The organism is Paraburkholderia sp. RL17-368-BIF-A, assembly GCF_046054045.1.
Lineage (GTDB): Bacteria > Pseudomonadota > Gammaproteobacteria > Burkholderiales > Burkholderiaceae > Paraburkholderia > Paraburkholderia graminis.
In genome coordinates, this window is record NZ_JARESN010000003.1 from 96,348 (window position 1) to 115,816 (window position 19,469).

14 protein-coding genes and 2 pseudogenes are annotated in these 19,469 nt (G+C 60.6%); 6 read left to right on the plus strand and 10 right to left on the minus strand.

Annotated elements, in window-relative coordinates; genetic code table 11:
• The first annotated feature begins 186 nt into the window (after positions 1–186).
• A complete protein-coding gene (locus P0D87_RS06405) occupies positions 187–1,521 on the plus strand; it encodes an MFS transporter (RefSeq protein ID WP_053858239.1) in 1,335 nt (444 codons plus the stop codon).
• Positions 1,522–1,600: 79 nt separating this feature from the next.
• On the opposite strand, the gene P0D87_RS06410 is transcribed toward P0D87_RS06405, so the two are convergent.
• The 3 genes and pseudogenes from P0D87_RS06410 to nthA form a co-directional block, all read right to left on the minus strand.
• Positions 1,601–2,815, minus strand: coding sequence for a GTP-binding protein (locus tag P0D87_RS06410; RefSeq protein ID WP_171799854.1), 1,215 nt, complete (start codon positions 2,813–2,815; stop codon positions 1,601–1,603).
• A 69-nt stretch (positions 2,816–2,884) separates the two neighbouring features.
• On the minus strand, positions 2,885–3,580 hold the full coding sequence (gene nthB / locus P0D87_RS06415) for a nitrile hydratase subunit beta (RefSeq protein WP_051153993.1): 696 nt from the start codon (positions 3,578–3,580) through the stop codon (positions 2,885–2,887).
• Positions 3,581–3,610: 30 nt separating this feature from the next.
• Positions 3,611–4,158, minus strand: a pseudogene (nthA, locus tag P0D87_RS06420) (nitrile hydratase subunit alpha).
• Between nthA and P0D87_RS06425 the strand changes: the two are divergent.
• The 3 genes and pseudogenes from P0D87_RS06425 to P0D87_RS06435 form a co-directional block, all read left to right on the plus strand.
• On the plus strand, positions 4,084–4,242 hold the full coding sequence (locus tag P0D87_RS06425) for a hypothetical protein (RefSeq protein ID WP_408636779.1): 159 nt from the start codon (positions 4,084–4,086) through the stop codon (positions 4,240–4,242). The pseudogene nthA and the gene P0D87_RS06425 overlap by 75 nt on opposite strands.
• Before the next feature lie 317 nt (positions 4,243–4,559).
• Positions 4,560–6,185, plus strand: coding sequence for an acyl-CoA synthetase (locus P0D87_RS06430; RefSeq protein WP_053859048.1), 1,626 nt, complete (start codon positions 4,560–4,562; stop codon positions 6,183–6,185).
• A gap of 900 nt (positions 6,186–7,085) precedes the next feature.
• Positions 7,086–7,322, plus strand: a pseudogene (locus P0D87_RS06435) (FAD-dependent oxidoreductase); the annotation flags it as partial.
• A gap of 60 nt (positions 7,323–7,382) precedes the next feature.
• Here P0D87_RS06435 and P0D87_RS06440 read toward each other — a convergent pair.
• From P0D87_RS06440 to P0D87_RS06465, 6 genes are all read right to left on the minus strand, one after another.
• Positions 7,383–8,393, minus strand: coding sequence for a tripartite tricarboxylate transporter substrate-binding protein (locus tag P0D87_RS06440; RefSeq protein WP_321175724.1), 1,011 nt, complete (start codon positions 8,391–8,393; stop codon positions 7,383–7,385).
• Positions 8,394–8,487: 94 nt separating this feature from the next.
• Positions 8,488–9,801 (minus strand): MFS transporter, encoded by a 1,314-nt coding sequence (locus tag P0D87_RS06445; protein WP_006050974.1) that lies wholly within the window; start codon positions 9,799–9,801, stop codon positions 8,488–8,490.
• Positions 9,802–9,846: 45 nt separating this feature from the next.
• A complete protein-coding gene (locus P0D87_RS06450; RefSeq protein WP_053858241.1) occupies positions 9,847–11,073 on the minus strand; it encodes a porin in 1,227 nt (408 codons plus the stop codon).
• A 42-nt stretch (positions 11,074–11,115) separates the two neighbouring features.
• A complete protein-coding gene (gene acnA, locus P0D87_RS06455; RefSeq protein ID WP_053858242.1) occupies positions 11,116–13,887 on the minus strand; it encodes an aconitate hydratase AcnA in 2,772 nt (923 codons plus the stop codon).
• A gap of 51 nt (positions 13,888–13,938) precedes the next feature.
• Positions 13,939–14,745 carry an amidohydrolase family protein gene (locus P0D87_RS06460; protein ID WP_006050977.1) on the minus strand — a complete coding sequence of 269 codons (807 nt, stop codon included), beginning with the start codon at positions 14,743–14,745 and terminating at the stop codon, positions 13,939–13,941.
• 162 nt (positions 14,746–14,907) lie between these two features.
• Positions 14,908–15,873 carry a GntR family transcriptional regulator gene (locus P0D87_RS06465; RefSeq protein WP_029969367.1) on the minus strand — a complete coding sequence of 322 codons (966 nt, stop codon included), beginning with the start codon at positions 15,871–15,873 and terminating at the stop codon, positions 14,908–14,910.
• Between the two features lie 161 nt (positions 15,874–16,034).
• On the opposite strand from P0D87_RS06465, the gene prpF reads away from it, so the two are divergent.
• Positions 16,035–17,198 carry a 2-methylaconitate cis-trans isomerase PrpF gene (prpF, locus tag P0D87_RS06470; RefSeq protein ID WP_006050979.1) on the plus strand — a complete coding sequence of 388 codons (1,164 nt, stop codon included), beginning with the start codon at positions 16,035–16,037 and terminating at the stop codon, positions 17,196–17,198.
• 637 nt (positions 17,199–17,835) lie between these two features.
• On the opposite strand, the gene P0D87_RS06475 is transcribed toward prpF, so the two are convergent.
• On the minus strand, positions 17,836–18,585 hold the full coding sequence (locus tag P0D87_RS06475) for an SDR family NAD(P)-dependent oxidoreductase (RefSeq protein ID WP_029969366.1): 750 nt from the start codon (positions 18,583–18,585) through the stop codon (positions 17,836–17,838).
• Positions 18,586–18,763: 178 nt separating this feature from the next.
• On the opposite strand from P0D87_RS06475, the gene P0D87_RS06480 reads away from it, so the two are divergent.
• The gene (locus P0D87_RS06480) at positions 18,764–19,378 is read left to right on the plus strand and encodes a TetR/AcrR family transcriptional regulator (protein WP_006050981.1); all 615 of its coding nucleotides are present in this window, start codon (positions 18,764–18,766) and stop codon (positions 19,376–19,378) included.
• The last annotated feature ends 91 nt before the right edge of the window (positions 19,379–19,469 follow it).

A 19,469-nucleotide genomic window follows, 5' to 3' on the forward strand; every position in this document is an offset into this window, starting at 1 on the left:
CGTCGTGCAGCGCACACGCGGGCCAGCGCATCCAACAGCTCGTGGCCGAGGCGGACCATGACGCTGGCGCTGCAAGCCAAGCGTCATCTATTTGTGCTTCTTACGATGCGCTCCTGCCAGTCCGACTGACGTGGTCGAACGCACCATCCATGTCCGCCAGCGCCCGATCACTTACAGGGAGTCACAATGCATTCGCAAGTCGAAAGTCCGCCAGTATCCATCGACGATCGCGCGTCGTCACACGCCGCCGGGCGCCCGCTGGGCGCACGCGATTACCGCACGCTGGCGCTCGCCGCGCTGGGCGGCACGCTGGAGTTCTACGACTTCGTGATCTTCGTGTTTTTCACCTCGGTCATTGGCAGTCTGTTTTTTCCGCCGGGCATTCCCGACTGGCTGCGGCAGTTTCAGACGTTCGGCATCTTCGCGGTCGGCTATTTCGTGCGACCGGTCGGCGGTATCGTCATGGCGCATTTCGGCGATCTGCTCGGGCGCAAAAAGATGTTCACCCTGAGCGTGCTGCTGATGTCGCTACCCACGTTGCTGATCGGCGTGCTGCCCACGTTCGCGCAGATTGGCTTCGCGGCGCCGCTGCTTCTGCTGCTGATGCGCGTCCTGCAAGGCGCGGCAGTCGGCGGTGAAGTGCCCGGCGCGTGGGTGTTCGTCTCCGAACACGTGCCCCGCCGTCACGTGGGACTCGCGTGCGGCACGCTGACGGGCGGCCTCACCGCGGGCATTCTGCTTGGCTCGCTGGTTGCGACTGCGACCAACGCCGCGTTCGATCGCACAGACATTCTGGCGTTCGCGTGGCGATTGCCGTTCATTGCGGGTGGCATATTTGGAATCGTGGCGATGTTCCTGCGGCGCTGGCTCGAAGAAACTCCGGTATTTCGCGAGTTGCAGGCACGCAAGGCGGTCGCCGCCAGCATGCCGCTCAGGACGGTGATGCGTTCGCACCTGCGTGGCGTGGCACTGTCGATGACGCTGACATGGACGCTGTCCGCGGTGATCATCGTGATCGTTCTAATGATGCCGGCGCTGATGCAAAAGAACTTCCACCTGCCCCCCGCTGACACGCTCGCCGGCAGCAGCGTCGCCACCATCGCGCTGACGATCGGCTGCGTCGTTGCAGGCTTGCTGTCCGACCGCATCGGACCCCGCCTCGTGCTGGCGCTCGGCTCTGCGCTACTGGCCGTCTGCTTCACCTGGTTCTACGGCCGCCTGCACGTCGGCGCGCCGTTGCAGGCGTGGCTCGGCCCCTATACGGTGACCGGCTTCGCGGTCGGCATGATCGGTGCGATTCCGCTGATGATGGCCCGCGCGTTTCCCGCCGCGATCCGTTTCACCGGCATCTCGTTCTCGTACAACATTGCCTATGCGATCTTTGGCGGCCTCACGCCGATTCTGATTTCGCTCGCGAGTGTGGCTACCGTGATGGCGCCCGTCATCTACGTCGTCGCGCTGTGCATCGTCGCGATCGTCGCGGCGGTTTGCCAGCGCGGGGCCACGCATCGGGACCGGTAGCTTTCAGGTGAGCAGGCGGCTTTTTCCGAACGCCCGCACCCGCGAAAACGGGCGTCGGCCGTTACCGTTCGCCGGTCTCTTAGCCGGCGTGCGCGCCCGCCGCGATGCGATGCGCGCCGGGAAGTTCGGCCCACGCGTGCGGCCCTTGCAGAATTTCATCTGGTGTCAGCAGGCAATCGTCGAGCGCCGCTTCGAGCTGAACGGGGTCGACATGCTGGCCGATGAAGACGATCTCCTGCCGGCAATCGCCCACCGTGTCGTCCCATCTCGACAGAATCGTGTCGCGCCGGTACGCATCGCGCGGCCACTCGGCACGCGGGATGAAGTTCCACCAGCGGCCCGTGAATGCCCAGTTGAAGGCGCCGCCGGTTTGCACGAGCATGCCGATCTCCTCGAACTGGCTTGCGATCCACATATAGCCTTTGCAACGGAGCAGCGTGCCGTTTCGCCACGGCCTCTCGAGCAAATCGGCGAGCCGGCCCGGGTGGAACGGCGCGCGGCTGCGATAGACGCTCGAACGCACGCCGTAGGTATCGGAGTCGGATATCGCGTTGCTATCGTCGAGCTTTTGCGCCCAGCCGGGCGACCTGGCGAGCGCAGCGAGATCGAACTTGCCGGTGTTGATGATGTTGGCGAGAGCAACGACGCCGTGCTCCATCGTTACCACCTCCGCGCGCGGATTGAGTTGTTGCAGCAGCGCGCGCAGTCGTCCGAGTTGCGCGGGCGTGGCGAGATCAGCCTTGCTGATCACGAGCACGTCGGCAAATTCGATTTGCTCGACAAGCAGACTCGCGAGACTGCGGCTGCCGTCATTCTCTTCCGTCGCCGCGCGCTCTACCCGCTGCTGCGACGCGAATAACGACGCGAAGTTCGCGCCATCCACGACCGTGACCATCGTGTCGAGCCGCGCCTCTTCGGACAAGCTGAAGCCTTTGTCGTTAAGAAATGCAAACGTCTCGGCCACCGGCAACGGCTCGGATATCCCGGTCGACTCGATCAGCAGATAGTCGAAGCGGCGTTGCCGCGCCAGTTCGCTGACCGTTTGCAGAAGATCGGCGCGCAACGTGCAGCAGATGCAGCCGTTGCTCATCTCGATCAGTTCTTCGTTCGCGCGATTCAACGTGACGCCGCGTTGAGCCGCGTCGCCATCGAGATTGATCTCGCTCATATCGTTGACGATGACTGCCACGCGCAGCCCCTCGCGATTGCGCAACACGTAATTGAGCAACGTCGTTTTGCCCGCGCCTAGAAATCCCGACAGCACGGTCACCGGCAGTCGTCCGGAAATTTCCATGGTTCCTGTCTCCACAAACGTCAGAAGGCCCGCAAGCGGACCGTCTGACTGACTGGCGCGCCACGCGTTCTACACGTGTGCGTTTTCCCGCTGTGCGAGACCGGCGGCGTCTTTCCGGGCCGCTGGCAGCTCCACCTTGTCGAGATAGCCTTCGAACAGATCGACGACGACGAAGCCATCGTCCGCGGCTTCGCCCCATAGCTCGCGGGCGTTGAATCTCACGTGGTAGGTCGGCTCATGCAACGCTTCCTTGCCATGGCCGATCGAATCTGGAAACGGCCATTTTTCTTTCGTGCGATGCAGAACCACGCCGTGCCGGCCGCGCACATAACCGGGCATGCGGATATGGCCCGGGACGAATTCGTCGCGAACCCGCACGGTATCGCCAACTTCGAACGGCTGGCGGCCCGCACGTGTCTGCCGTCCTTGAGAAAAGTACGGCCGTGCCAGTTCGAAACGCGTGCCGAGCATTTCGTCGAGTTCCTTCTGCGTGATGACGCCGTACTCGACCAGCAGCGTCGCGGTGCCGATCACGATTCGATCGTAGTACGGCGAGCCGAAATAATGACGCGCGTTCATCCGCTCGATCGCGTGACGCAGTTCGTCGACACTGAAAACCTTCATCCCGTCGGCCGCGAGAAAAAGCAGGCTATAGGCGAGATGTTCCCAATCTTCGTGAAACACCGGTTTGTAGCTCAGGCTGTTATTCGTATGCGCAACGCGGCCGAAGCCCTGCATGCCGCCAAGATCATGAATGCCGTCCATATCCGACTCCTCGGTCTGCAAAAGTAAGGGTTAGGCGCGCGGCGCGACCGGACGAGCGACGCCGATCAGCACGTCTTTCGTGACCAGCCCGGCCAGTTCCTCTTCGCTCATGTGCCCGGTTCCTTCAGGCCGCACCGGCAGCACCAGATAGCGCGTCTCGGCGGTGGTGTCCCATACCTGAACGATCACGTCGTCCGGCAAATCCTCGCCGAGCTCGCGCAGAACCGTACGCCCTTCGCGCACCAGACGCGCGCGATATTCGAAGCTCTTGTACCACTCGGGCGGCAAGCCAAGCACCGGCCAGTTGGTGCACGAACACAGGCTGCACACGATGAGTTCTGCAGTGTCGGCGTGTTTTCCAGCGCGACGATGTATTCGCCCTGCGGCCCGGTATAGCCGAATTGCGCGCACGCAGCGGTGCCGTCTTCAAGTAGCAGCTTTCGATACGCGGGGTCAACCCATGCCCGTGCCACCACTCGCGCGCCGTTGGACGGATCCCAGTCGTGTTCCATCAGCTTCGTAAAGCTTTCGATGTAACCGTCAGGGATCAATTTTTTGTCGAGCAGTACTTTGTGCAGCGCACGGGCCCGCTCATCCGGCGTCGCCTGCTGGTTCGACGTGTGTTGATTCATCGCTCACTCCTGAAGGCCGTCGCCAAGTGAAGGCCGTATTCGTGGGAAAGCTCGTGGCGAACCCGAGCCATTCGTTTGCGTCCGAATCTAGAATCTATCCGAACTAGAAAACGTCGACTTGCCTGATTGCGTCACCTTGCTTGAACCCGCTCGCCACAAGCGACGCTTGCATGTGGCAGCCAATATCACGACGCCGCGGCGGGCTGACAAATCCGGGAAAACCCGACGCCATGCGCGACAGGCTGCTCGCCCGGCTGGCACGGATAGCCAGGAGGAACGGCTCGCACGGTCAAGCGACAGCGTCGAATGTCGATACCATGTGCGTCTCCTTCCTGGTGCGACTCGCCATGCTGCCAGCCGACTGCCATTCGTACGACGACGCCAAGCAGAGCTTCAACTGGCGCATTCCCGCGTGCTACAACATCGCCCGCGATGTGTGCGACAAGTGGGCCGATGGATCGAATCGTCTCGCGCTGGTCGTGGAGAATGCGGACCGCACTCAAACACGTTTTACGTTCGACGATCTGAAGCGCCTCTCCATCCGATTCGGCAATGCGCTGCAGGCACAAGGCGTGCAGCGCGGCGACCGGGTTGCCATCTTCGTGCGTCAGTCGGTCGAGGCGGCGATCGCGCATCTGGCGGCTTACCGGATAGGTTGCATTGCGGTGCCGCTGTTCGCGCTGTTCGGCACCGAGGCGCTCGGATACCGTCTCGCCAATTCGGGCGCGTCCGCAATCGTCGTCGATCAGCAAGGCGCCGCGAAGCTTGCCGGTATTCGCGACGGCTTGCCGGCGCTGCGGCTCGTGTTTTCCATCGACGGCGCGAACCCCACGTTCTGGACGGCCATCGACAACGCGTCGGACGCGGAGCCGCAGATCACTACTTCTGCGGACGATCCCGCCATCATCATTTATACGTCCGGCACCACCGGCAAACCGAAGGGCGCGTTGCACGCACACCGCGTACTGCTGGGACATTTGCCGGGTGTCGAGATGTCCCAGCAATGCTTTCCGCAGTCCGCAACGCTGATGTGGACACCAGCGGACTGGGCATGGATCGGCGGGCTGTTCGACGTATTGCTGCCCGCCTGGCACCACGGGGTGCCCGTGCTCGCCTGTCGCTTCGACAAATTCGACGGTGATGCCGCCTTCGACCTGCTCGAGCGTCATCGGGTCAGCCACACGTTTTTGCCTCCGACAGCCATCAAGATGATGCGCGGCGCGGTCTCCCACCGGCCACGCCAGCTGACGCTGCAATCGGTGGCGAGCGGCGGCGAGCCACTTGGCAAGGAATTGCTCGCGTGGGGTCGCGCGACCCTCGGCGTCACGATCAATGAGTTTTACGGACAAACGGAATGCAACATGGTGCTGTCCTCGTGCGCGCGATGGTTCGAGCCGTGCGCTGGCGCCATCGGTCAAGCAGTGCCCGGCCACGACGTCGCGGTGATCGGCGAACAAGGTCAGCGGCTGCCGCGCGGCGAAAGCGGCTCGATTGCCATAGCCGGACCGGACCCGGTCATGTTCCTCGGCTACTGGCCGGACGACGAGAGCACCAGACTAAAATTCCGCAATGGCTTTCTCGTGACCGGCGATCTCGGGTGGCAGGACGAGGCGGGATTTTTTCATTTCGTCGGCCGCGATGACGACGTCATTACCAGCGGGGGTTACCGCATCGGTCCGGGCTCGATCGAAGATACGCTGCTAAATCATCCTGCTGTGCGATACGTCGCCGTGGTTGGCGCGCCGGACCCGCAACGCACTGAAATTGTGTGTGCGTTTATCGTGCTAAAACCACCATATCGGGGCGACGATGCACTGATGGCCGAATTGCAGAGACACGTGAGGACGAAGCTCGCCGGGCACGAGTATCCGCGCAAAGTTTATTTCGTGGACGAACTTCCCATGACCTCCACTGGAAAGGTCGTCCGCAAAGCGCTCCGCGAGAAACTGAACAGAGAGCCAGGAAGCTGCTGATCGGAGCACCTGGTGGCGCGTAGAGCCCCTCAAGCGTTCGAATTCGGCGTCCCGACTCCGTCCTCGTCGGTACTACTAGCTCATCAAGCGAATCGCAGTTGACACCGGCACTTGCGCAATCAACAGTTACTCTGCGTACCACCTGTCGAATACCGTGAGGCTCGCCAACGCTTCAAACGTATGACGCACTGGAACGGAGCGCTGACACGCATGCCTTTGTCAATTGCAGCAGGAAAGTGAATGGCGGCGCTGCAGACGCTGACGGCTGCATACAGCTCCAACGTCTACTGGCGATCCAAGGTCAGCATGATCTGCAGTCGGCTGAGTTTTGGCAACGTCACAGGGGAGCGCTCCAGATTGATGGAGCGATGACTGTGAAAAAAAAGTGAAAAACATATATTCCAGTTTTCCAATTGCGGGCGGCTCATCGGTCGAGCCGATCCGATAAGGCTCGACCTGTCGACATTTATCGCTCGCATAATCTTGAGTGGTATTAGCGACGGGCATGGGCGAATCTGTCTGAAGGCAAAATATCGCGCCTCGAATTCCAACGACAGCAATGGTGGTGTTGCATCCGCAGCGAAGGGCGCAAGGAACTTCAGGGGTGTACTTTTGCCGAAATGATTTTTTGCAAGAAGACAGTACATCTCTAAACAACCCATATAAGACGCGGAAGGTCCTTTGTGCTCTGCTAGCTGGCCACAATCGTGGCGGGTACGTTGCTACGAATCGACTGTGCGGTTTCACATAGCGCACGATATGTAGCATGGGTTATCCGCCCCGTAGTGTCATCGCGAGCCATCGCTTAAACTCATGAATCGTGCAACAAGCGCCACTTGAAACGGTTCGTCGCGCAAGCAGCAAACCGGGCAGCGGGCCCTTGAGCTTGGGGTTAAGCACATGCGCTTGCTGGAAGGCGATGGCCAACTGATCAAGGTCCTCGACACCAACGAAGTGCTGCGACTCGAACCGTCTCTCTCGGAAGCGAAGGGAAAGATAACAGGGGCAATCTATTGCCCGACAGACGAGACCGGCGACCCCGGAAAATTCACCAACAGCCTCGCCGAAAAGGTGATCGCACGTGGTGGCGAGATCATGACTTCCACGACGGTTTTGGCCATCGATCAGGATGGTCACCGGTATGCCGTTCTTTTTACAGTGGCAGGTTCAGTTTGCGTCCAGGGAATTCAACCGGCTTCAAGTTTGCGCATTTCCGAGCCAACCCCATTTGGCCATTTCTTCCGCAATGTATTCGGAAAACTCATCCGGCGTGCTTGCTACCACTTCTATCCCGTTCATCGCCAGCGCTGCTTTGATTTTCGGAGCATTCAGAGCTTTGACGATCGCACGGTTGAGGGTCATGACAACGGGCATCGGTGTATTGCGCGGCGCCACTAGTCCCAGCCAGTTATCGAGTGCATAAGCTTTGTTGGTGGCCTCAGCCACGGTCGGCACCTCAGGCAACGCGGCGCATCGTTGAGACGTGGTCACAGCCAGAGCCCGCAACTTCCCGGCGCGCACCAGAGGCAGCATGGAAGCCGCATTATTGAAACTGAGATCGAGAGCACCGCTTTCCAGGTCCTCGTAGAGCTTCCTGGTGTCGGCGTAAGGACGATGAACCATCTTGACGCCCGTGGTCTTCTGAAACAGCAGCGCCGCGAGGTAAGGCGCACTGCCGACGCCTGAACTACCGTAGCTCAGTTCTCGTTGCGAAGCCAGGTGGATCAACTCTTTGACGTCCGTTGCCCCGAGTGACAAACGTGTTCCCAGAACCAGCGGCGATCGGGTTGCGAGGCAGATAGGCGAGAAATCCCGAACCGGGTCATAACCGAGATCTGGCCGGATGTTCGGATTGATTGCATGCGTGCCGAACGTCGCCACCAAAATCGTATCTCCGTCTGGTCGACTTGAAATTGTCTCCTTCACAGCCTTTATGCCAAGATCGCCCGGCTTTAGTTCGATTGCGACTGGCCTCCCAAGCGCCGCAGCGAGCTCTGGCTCGATCGCGCGCAGCAGATCGTCCGAGGCGCTATGACGAGAAAATCCGATTAGCACCCGCAAAGGCGCCGCGGTCGTATTGCCTGATTCCGTGGTTGTCGCGTCGGGCATTGAAGGCGTAGAAGATCGGGAAATACTGGGCCAGAACCCGGACATTATCATCGCCGGAAGCATTTTCGTGACGATGTGACGACGAGTGTGTCTGCTCACGGAATTCTCTTCAAGAAGCCAAAAAAACAGCGCAGTTACGCTTAAACAACCCATCCGGCCCGGGTTGCTTCATTCCAGCAGCGGAGTCGCCCGGCTATCGCTCGTCTTTGATAAAAAAACGGAGCGACGCGGTCAGCAGTGTGGACACGAGCAACATGGCTGCCATCCCGAGCATGCCCATTGCGAAAGAGCCAGTGATGTCCTTGAGCCAGCCCACCAGGAACGGACCTGCGAAGCCACCAAAGGTGCCGACGGAGTTGATGAACGCAAAGCCGCCAGCCGCCGCCGCGCCCGAGAGGAACCGCGTCGGGATACTCCAGAACACGGCGCGCGCTGTCGTCACGCCTATGACGGCGAGCGTGATGCCGATCATCGCGGGCCAGAAACCGCTGAACACCGCGGCGACGATCATGCCTCCCGCGCCGAAAAGACAGGTCAGCAGCAGGTTCAGAATCTTTTTGCCACTTCTGTCGACCGCCCTCGCCCACGTCAGCATGGCAACTGTCGCGAAGATGTACGGAACCGTTGAAACCAGGCTGATGGCCGAGATGCTCAGGCCGTGCGCCTTGAGAATCGTCGGCAACCAGATGCCGATGCCATAGGAACCAAGGACGAAGCCAAACTGTATGCCCGTCAAAATCAGCACACGCTTGTCTTTGAGCGCACCCCGAAGGTCCTTCTTCTCTTTCTCGCGATGCTCCGACGCAAGCGCCCTGATCAGCGCCTGACGTTCCGCATCCGAGAGCCAGCTTGCTTGCGACGGGGTATCGCGCAGCATCACGAGAACGATGATCCCGATGATCGACGCGGGCAGGCCTTGCAAAATAAACATCCACTTCCAGCCCGCGAGGCCGAGCAACCCGTGCATGCTGAGCAGAAGGCCAGAGAGCGGACCGCTGAGAATGGACGACACCGGCACACCCACCATAAACCACGCAAGCATGCGGGTGCGGTATCTGGCCGGAAACCAGCTCGCGAGATAAAACGTCACGCCGGGAAAAAAACCCGCCTCAGCAACGCCGAGCACGAAACGCGCGAAGTAGAAGCTCTTTGGTCCGATCGCGAGAGACGTCGCAGCCGCCGCTATGCCCCACGTGATCATGATTCGTGCAAGCCAGCGGCGCGCCCCATAGCGATACAGCATCAAGTTGCTCGGCACTTCGAGCAGGCAATAGCCCGCGAAGAGAATGCCCGCCCCCCAGCCGAATTGCGTCGCGCTCAGGCCGAGGTCCGCATTCATGCTGAGGGCCGCGAAGCCAACACTCGTGCGATCGATGTAATTGAAGATGAACGCGAGCGTCAGAAGCGGAAGCAACCGCCACGCGGTCTTTGATACGGCTTGACGCTCCAGTTCTTCGTCGGAAGTCGACGCGAACGGAACGGCTTGTGCATGCGATGCGGATGTCATGGCTTGTCTCCCGCCAGATTCAATATCAGTCTGTGCGATTGCAGTTCAGAACTTGTGGCGAATGCCGACGCGAACGGCGACCTGATTGTTTGTCGACGATGGTGTCATGCCGGTGATGGTCGCGACTGCAGGCTGGTTGAGCGAGTCGGTGCCGCTCGCGTGCTCATAGACGGCCACGGTGTAGACATCCGTGCGCTTCGACAGAACGTAGTCGGCACCGAGGCTCGACAACTCGTACTTCGCGCCGTTGCGTCCGGCGGCTCCGCTGCCCTTCGTATAGTCGAACGCGGCCCCAAGCACGAAAGCGGGCGTCACCTGCCACTTCGCACTTGCTTCGATGTTATGGAAATAGGCGGTGCCGGTATATCCGAGGGGATTGGGACCCGACGACGACCCCAGATCCTGGAAGCGCGTATTCGAATACGCAACGCCCAGCGTTGCGGGCCCGATTGCGTAGGCCGCCGACATCGCCGCAATCTGCAGGTTCTTCGCCGAGGCGTAGCCGGCATAGATTGGATTGCTCTGGGGCGAGGTCGCCGAGCCAGCGCCGCTAAGATTGTTGGCAGTCGCCGGTCCGGCATTCGGATTCGTGCCATAGAACGACGTGTTCGGGTTGTGAGCATTCAGGTAGCCCACGCCGACGGAAAGTGGTCCATTCGCGTACCCGGCGCCGACCGACCACACGCGATTCGTGCCGAAGGACCCGGCCACGCCACCGAGGCTGTAGAGGCCCGCGACGGTCAAGCCGGCTATCGTCGGCGACGTGTACTTGATGGAATTATTGACGCGGCGGGTGTTCGAAGCGTTGTCCAGGTCGCTCGGATGCTCCACCATATAGCCGCCCCATTGCGGCGCGGCGAGCAGCGGCGCATAAAAGTCGACGACCTCATCATACTGGCGGCCCAATGTAACTTTGCCGTATCGCGTGGTGGAAACGCCGACCCAAGCTTGACGTCCGAACTCGGCCCCGCCTTGGCCGAGCGTGCCGTTGTTTGCGCTAAAACCGCTTTCGAGCAGGAAGATCGCCTTCATTCCGCCGCCGAGATCTTCGGCGCCTTTCAGGCCCCAGCGGCTTCCCTGAAGCCCGCCAGTGCCGCCGTCCATCACCGACCATTGCTTGCCACCGCGAAGGCCGGTTGCAGTCCGGGCGGATTGCGCGTTATTCAGATAATTGACGCCGATATCGATGATGCCGTACAGCGTAACGTTGCTTTGTGCCTGCGCGGTCAGGCACGGGATCAGCAAGGCTGCCGGCATGATTTTCCTGAACATCGTTTGTCTCCTCTTCCTGTTGTAGATTCGTTTTGCTGAACATCAATAGCGCCAGGTCGCCGACATCTGCCGCGTCGCGGACTTTTCGAGCAGGCTGTCTAGCACGTAAGGCAGAATGCCTCCGTTGCTGAAATAGGTCGCTTCTATCTGCGTGTCGATGCGCGCGAGCAGCTTCACTTCACGCTTGCTTCCGTCGGCACGCGTGACAACGAGCGTCGCTTCCTGAAGGGGCTTTACGCCTTCGTCGAGCCCTTTGATGTCGAAGGTTTCGGTGCCGTCGAGTCCGAGTGTCTGAGCACTGTCATCGCCAATGAATTGCAACGGCAGCACGCCAAGTCCCGCGAGATTGCTGCGATGAATGCGCTCGAAGCTTCGCGCGACGACGGCCTTTACACCAAGCAGGCGCGTGCCCTTCGCAGCCCAGTCGCGGCTTGATCCGGTGCCGTACTCCTCGCCGGCAAAAATGATCGAAGGCGTGCCCGCTGTGATGTAACGGCGCGATGCATCGAATATCGTGGTGCGCTCGCCGCTTGGACGATGCACCGTGTACGGGCCTTCGTCAGCGGAGCCGTCGGCTTTTGCGGACAGCATGAGATTCTTCAGGCGAACGTTGGCAAAAGTGCCGCGCACCATCACTTCGAAATGGCCGCGTCGGGCGCCATAAGTGTTGAAGTCTTTTTGAGGAACGCCGCGCTCCGTGAGCCATTCACCAGCGGGCGAATTTTTCGCGATCGAGCCGGCGGGACTGATGTGATCGGTCGTGATGGAGTTTCCGAGGATCGCAAGCGCCCGTGCGCCCACAATACCGTCGCCGCCTGACTGGGGCGCGCCAAAGAAATCGGGTTCAGCCGCATACGTCGATTCGGGCCAGTCGTAGACAGCGCCTTCGCTGGTTTTTATGGCGTTCCAAAGATCGTGACCGGCGGTGAAGTCCGAATAGAGCTGCGTATAGTGCGCGGAGTTCGCGGCGTAGACGCTGAGCTCCTTGATCTCGTCGTTCGTCGGCCAGATATCAGCGAGCATCACCGGACGACCATTGCGGTCCAGGCCGAGCGGTTCGGTCGTTACATCGACACGGATTGAGCCCACGATTGCGAGCGCCACCACGAGCGGCGGGCTCGCGAGAAAGTTGGCCCGCAGATTGCCGTGAATCCGTGCTTCGAAGTTGCGGTTACCCGAGAGGACCGCGCTGCAAACCAGATCCCGGGACACGACAGTTTCCTCGAGCGCGGGATCCAGCGGCCCGATGTTTCCAACGCACGCACCGCACCCATAGGCAGCGATGCCGAATCCAAGCGCCTCGAGGGGTTCCGTGAGGCCCGCCTCCTTGAGATAAGCGGTCACGACGCGCGAGCCGGGCGTGAACAGTGTCTTGACCCACGGCTTGGCTTTGAGGCCACGGGCGAGTGCCTTCTTCGCAACGAGACCGGCGGCGACCAGTAATTCCGGATTCGACGTGTTCGTGCACGACGTAATGGCGGCGACCAGCACGTCGCCGTGACCGATTTCATACTGCTCCTGCGGACCGGGTGCGCCCGCCGGTTTCGAGGTGACCGTGTAGCGTTCGTCTAGCTGGGCGACACTCTTGCCATAGCCGCCGCTCTTGACGTCCTGAACCATGACTTCGTCGAAACGGCGGCCCAGCGCCGAAAGATCGACGCGATCCTGGGGGCGCTTCGGTCCTGACACGCTCGGCCTGATTGCCCGCAAGTCAATCCTGATGATGCTCGAATAGTCGATATCGCCCGTCCTCGGCGCACCGAACAAGCCTTGTATGGTGAAGTAATCGCGGATGAGCGCGACTTGCTCGTCGCTTCGGCCCGTGTTCCGGTAGTAGGCAAGCGTGTTGTCGTCAACCGGGAAAAAACCGCTCGTGGCCCCGTACTCGGGAGCCATGTTGGCAATCGTCGCGCGGTCGGTGGCGCTGAGCGACGCCGCGCCCTCGCCGAAGAACTCGACGAGCTTGCCGACAACTTTCGCCGCGCGCAGCGTCTCGGTGACCTGAAGCACCGCGTCCGTCGCGCTCACGCCCGCTGCGAGTGAACCGGTCAGCTCGACACCGACCACATCGGGCATCAGCATGTAGACGGGCTGGCCGAGCATGCCCGCCTCCGCCTCGATGCCGCCGACACCCCAGCCCAGTACACCAATGCCGTTGATCATGGTCGTATGCGAGTCGGTGCCGACCAGAGTGTCCGGAAACACGAGGCCATCTTTCGCAATGACCCCCTGTGCGAGATATTCGAGATTGATCTGATGGCAGATGCCGATGCCCGGCGGCACGACTTTGAACGTCTCGAAGGCCTGCATGCCCCACTTCATCAGTTCGTAGCGTTCGCGGTTGCGACCGAACTCAACTTCCATATTCCGGCGCAGCGCGTTTGGCACATTCGAAAACTCGGTCTGCACGGAATGGTCGACGACCATATGCACGGGCACGAGCGGCTCGACCGCCTTCGGATCGGCATTGCGCTTTAGCGCCTGGCTTCGCATCGCGGCAAGGTCGGTGAGGAGCGGTATGCCAGTGAAGTCCTGGAGCAGGACGCGGCCGACCACGAATGGAATCTCCTTCTCACGCGGCGCGTTCGGCGACCACGACGCAAGATCGCGAACGTGCGATTCCAGCACCTTCGCGCCGTCGCAATTGCGCAGCACGGATTCGAGCAGAATCCGAATCACCACGGGCAAGCGTCCCAGATTCGGGAACCCCGATGCAGCCAGCGCTTCGAGGGAAAAATAGCTGGGCGACGAAGCGTCCGCAGTGTTTAGGTGACGAATGCAATCGGAGAAGCGGGAAGTGTTTTCTGCCGTCATGGTGTTCTCTTGCGGTATGTGGAGCAGTCGTGTGCGGGAAATGCTTGCGACTCAGAACCTGAAGAGCTCGCGAGGCGTTTCGCCAAGCACGGTTGCGCGCTCTGCTACATCGGGAATCCAGTCAGCGATGGCGCCGACTTGCGCGCGGTAACTCTGGGAGGCTTCGTGTTGCGTGAAGGGCCAGTCGCTCGCCCACATGAGCCGCCCGGCGCCGAACGCCTGGCAGAGTCGGGGTGCGGCTGCGCGCGCAATCTCGGGACTGGTCCGGTAGGCGCCGGACAGCTTCACCCAAACTTGCCGGCTCGGCGCAAAACCCAGCAGCCGCTCGAAGCCTTCGTCCTCCATGCCGGGTTGACGCTCGGGCATGCCGAAGTGATCGACGACTACCTTTGCTCCCGCCTCAACCAGCGGAGCGAGAGACTCGTGCAGGCGAGCGCAACGGTCGTTGATTTCAATGTGCCAATTGCGACGGACGCACTCGGCAACGGCTTCCGCCCACGCGCCGGACGCGAACGAAGGGACTGGCAGGTTGCCCGTCAGGTTCACGCGCACCCCGACGACACCCGCGGCCTCGAACTCGTCGAACAGGCGCAGGTCGGACGCGGGATCGATCGCGACAACGCCGCGCAGACGTTCCGGATGAGCACGCAAGCCCTCCAGAAGATAGGCGTTGTCGTTCCCGAGAATGCTGACGGCGACGAGAACGCCCTTTGCAATTCGGTTGGCATCCAGTTCCGCGATGTAGGCATCAATTGAGGCGTCGTAGTCCGGCGTAAAACGTCGCGACGGCACAAAGGGCAGACCGCGGTGAAACACATGCGCGTGGGTATCGACAATGAAAACGCTAGTCGCTGACATCGGGTTGTCCCTGTTACCTGCTTGATTATTTGCTGCCGAAAACGCAATTAGATTACGTTTCGCTGCATGTCTTTGTCAAACCAAAAACGCAATACTTTTTTCGAGGACGAAAAAAAAGCCGCCCGAAGGCGGCTGGGTACGGTTGGACGCCGAAACTATCGTTTACCCGCTACTCCCGGCTGGCGCAACGCCGGGCAGTGTCGGGCCGGTTGGCGCGGAATCGCTGGGATCGCTGCGGGCGAACACTTCCAGCACGGCCTTTTTGGTGCGCGCCGCTTCAATATGCCGCCGCATCAAGCTCGCCGCCTCGAGAAAATCACCGCGCTCGATAGCGTCCAGGATGTCGATATGCTCCTTCGCGAGCGCGCGCCGGGGCAACTGCTGGCGGGCCTGCCGGTATTCGGCGAGACGCCGCATCTGGTCGAGCCGGCGCAGTGTCTGCAGCGCAAAGCGGTTGCCCGACCACGCCGCGATCGTTTCGTGAAGGCGCGCGTTGGATTCGTACCGCTCGATGGGCGTCATTGCTTCGTGGCCGCCATCAAGAATCGCTTGCTGCTCCCGGCGCAATTCGCGCAGTTCCTCCAGAACGGGCCGAAATTTTGGACTGAGGATGCCGGCGGGCTCAATCGCGGCCCGAAGCGAATACATGTCGTCGTAGGCGTCAAGTGAATCGATCATCGGCAGGAAACGCCAGCCGTAACCCGCCTCCTTCTCAACCCAGCCCTCGCTGTGGGCGCGAACCAGTACCTTGCGCACGTCGCTTCGAGACGCCTCAAGCAGCCGCGTCAGGTCCGCTTCCGTCACCGACTCAGGCACCGCCCCGCGAAACCGCGCGTCGGCCAGTCGCAAATAAAGCGGGTCATCGGTGGAATTCAATTGCTCCAGCAGGTCCGCCGGCAGATTGTCGAATGGGGCCTCGACCGAGTAACCGCGATTCTTGTCGTAGCGCATTACACCGGCCTGGACCAGGCGGTCGAGCGCGACCCGGACCGGAGATCGGGATGTGCCGATCAGCCTGGCCAGCGTCCATTCCGGCAAGTGCGTTCCAGTTGCAAGCCGCTCGCGACGGACGTAACCGACAATTTCGCGAAGGGCTTTCTGTTGGCTGTGAGTCAGGTCTGAAGTCATGTTGAGTAAGCAGAACAAGCTCGCCGAATATACCTCTACGGAGTTCGACCGAGTAGCTTTTTAAGCTTGCACGACAACACACTTGCACTTACTATGCTTTTGTTGTTAAACAAACGCAATAAATTGAGCTGCCGCCCTAACTGCATTTAGGAGATATCACCGTGAGTCAATCGAAGGTTCGGGCCGTCTACATGCGAGGAGGCACCAGCAAGGGCGTGTTTTTCAGGGAAGACTGGCTGCCGGCGGACAAAGCGCTCCGGGACCGGCTTCTTTTACGCGTGATCGGCAGTCCCGACCCGTACGGTCAGCAGATCGACGGCATGGGCGGCGCCACTTCCAGCACCAGCAAGGTCGTTATCGTGGGACCGTCGTCGCAAAGCGACTGCGATGTCGATTATCGTTTTGGACAGGTCGCGATCGACCGGCCGGTGGTGGACTGGTCCGGCAACTGCGGGAACCTCACGTCCGCGGTGGGCCCGTTTGCCATTGCGCAGGGCCTCGTCGATGCGCCTCGTGACGGCATTGCGACGGTGCGAATCTGGCAAGCCAATATCAATGCCAGGATTGTGGCGCACGTGCCCATGCGCGATGGAGCGGTCGTGGAAGAAGGCGACTTCGAACTGGACGGTGTGACGTTTCCGGCCGCTGAAGTCAAGATCGAATTTCTCGACCCGAGCGGCGAAGGCGACGACGACGGCGGCATGTTCCCTACCGGCAACGCCTCGGACCTGCTCGACGTTCCCGGCGTCGGTCCGGTCGAACTGACGATGATAAACGCGGGTAATCCGGCAATCTTCGTCGATGCCGCGACCCTCGGGCTCAACGGCAACGAGCTCCAGGCGGACGTGAACGGCAACGCCGAACTGCTGAAAAAAGCCGAGGCCATCCGCTCGAGCGCTGCTGTTCGCATGGGACTTGCGCGCTCGGCGGAGGAAGCCACCACATTGCGTCCTCACACGCCCAAGCTCGCGTTCGTTGCAAAGCCGCTCGGTTATGTATCTTCGAGCGGCAAGGCGATCGATACCTCATCGATCGACATCAATGCGCGGATTTTCTCGATGGGCAAGCTGCACCACGCCATGACCGGTACGGGCGCCGTTGCGATCGCGGTAGCCGCGGCTATCCCGGGGACGCTGGTGAACCGTCTTGTATCGACTGCCGCCGGTTCAGTGCGTTTCGGACATCCTTCGGGCAGCCTGCAGGTCGGTGCCGAGGCGCAGCAAACAGATGGCGTCTGGACTGTCACAAAAGCCGTGATGAGCCGCAGCGCCCGACGACTGATGGAAGGCAGCGTGCTCGTTCCGTCCTCGGTGTTCAAGCAATGAGTTCTGCGCAAACCGTATTGCGCGGCGCCTTCGCCGACGGGTGTGCTGCGGGCCGCGATCAACTTTGGAAATCCTGTTCTTGTACCCGGGCATCGAACGGCGAACCGCAAGGCATTTCCGTGGGCCTTGCCACCGAACTCGCCCGGCAACTGTCACTTCCTCTCTAATGCGTCAAATATGACGCTGCTGAAAAAGCGGTGACGGGCGTCGCGACCGGAGAGGCCGACGTCGGTTTTTTCGCCATCGACCCTGTGCGAGGGAAAAACATCGTCGGCCTCGCCGCGATTGCTGTGCTGAGGTTCCATTGGCCCGCTGGTGGGCGCAAGTTCATAACCGCGCGGATGACCGCGGCAAGGCCTGCAATATCTACGTCCACGATTCCAGGTAAGCCTTCTCACAAGCGGCGGCACCAATCACCAATCAGGACGATATGGCGTCGACGCTTACGGGTAACCCGCGAGGTCTTTCAGATGTTTTCTTTGGACTGCAAGCAAACGCAAGAGAGCTCGCCCCACATACCAATGTCGCCGTAACTCCGGCTCTATGTCCGTCATCCGGCGAACACTCGGGATCCCAACGGCCGCAAGTTGCCGCGTGAACGAAACTAAAGTAATGACCTGCATTGCGTAACGTCAAACTATCCCGCGAGCTTCCCGCCATCGATAGACAGCGAGTGGCCGGTAAGAAACGCGCAGCCGGGTGATGCCAGGAAGACGATCGCGGCTGCAACCTCTTCGGGCCTGCCGAGGCGGCGTGCCGGGACATAGGCCTTCATGTAGTCCATGCGGTCTTTGGACCCGTTAGTCACGCGGTCGAGAAACTCCGTAGCGACGGGGCCTGGCGCTACCGCGTTGACCCGTACGCCAGTAGAGGCGACTTCGAGCGCCGCTGATTTAGTGAGCCCCTCTACCGCGTGCTTGCTCGCCGCGTAGATCGCGCCATTGGCCGTGCCGACTTTCCCGAGCACCGAAGATACGTTCACGATACTGCCGGCGCCCTGAGCCAGCATAACGCGCAACTCATGCTTCATGCTCAGCAGCGTGCCGAGCACGTTGGTCTCGAAGGTCGCCGCATAGGTTTCCGCGGTTTGCGATGTGAGCGGGCCGAAGGTGCCCTCCGTGCCGGCGTTGTTGACGGCAACGTCAAGGCGGCCAAAGCGTGCCACGGCCTGGTCGACCAGCAGCTTTACTTCATCGTCGTGGCGTACATCGGCGCGAACGTACTCGACCTCGGCGCCGAGGGCCCGGAGCTCGTGAACCAGATTGCGGCCAAGTTCGTCACGTCGGCCAGAGACGACAAGGCGAGCGCCCTTTTCGGCAAACGCGAAGGCGGTGGCGCGGCCGATACCGGTCAAAGCGCCGGTGATCAAAACTACGGGAGCAGACATGGAGGCCTTCTTCAGTTGAAACATAGAGCTGACACCCGCGATCCGAAACGCCGGCACCAGTGTGAGTTAAGCGACTCACCATACCATATCGCCAGCTCAGTCATGTGTCAAGTTGAGTGACTTACTATGTCGTTGGGCTTACAATTGTGCTTCTGCAAAAACGAGCATCCGAGAGCACATGAGGGATTGCAGTTATCACGAGAGGATCAAAGAGGAAAAACGCACGGCCGTTATCCACGCGGCGATGGAATTGTTCCTGGCGCAGGGATATGAGCGCACGTCGTTGCAGCAAATCGGGAAACGTGCGGATGTATCTACCGCCACGCTCTTCAAGCGATTTTCGACCAAGGCTGCTCTGTTTGAAGCCATGGTCGAGGAGTTCTGGGCCGTTCCGCCGCCGTGCCCAGATAACGCCCTGAGTGAAAATCCCGCCGTAGGCCTGCGAAAAATGGGCGTGAGCTACGCGCTCCTGATGCGCGGAGCAAACATGCAGGCAATTTATCGCCTGATTATCTCCGAGGCCATGCGATTTCCTTTTCTCGGCCAAACAGTCTATGACCGGGTCAAAGGCCCCTTTTTGAAACGCCTTGAAGACTATTTGCAGACGCAAGTCGCAGCTGGCCGGATGGCCATCGACAATATAGAAACAGCGTCTAATCAATTTCTCGCGGTTATCACCGGCCAGTCGTTCTGGCCCGAGCTAATTGGACCTGGCTGCGGTGGCACAAAAAAAGACGTTGAGCACGTTGTCGAGGAAGCGGTGAAACTCATGCTCGCTCGATACGCTGCGTGAAGCGATTCCCGGTACGCGCGCCTGACTGATAAGTTTTGCGCTTTCTCGCGAGTTACTAGCCGACAAATCCCTTCTGTGCATCTATGGAAAA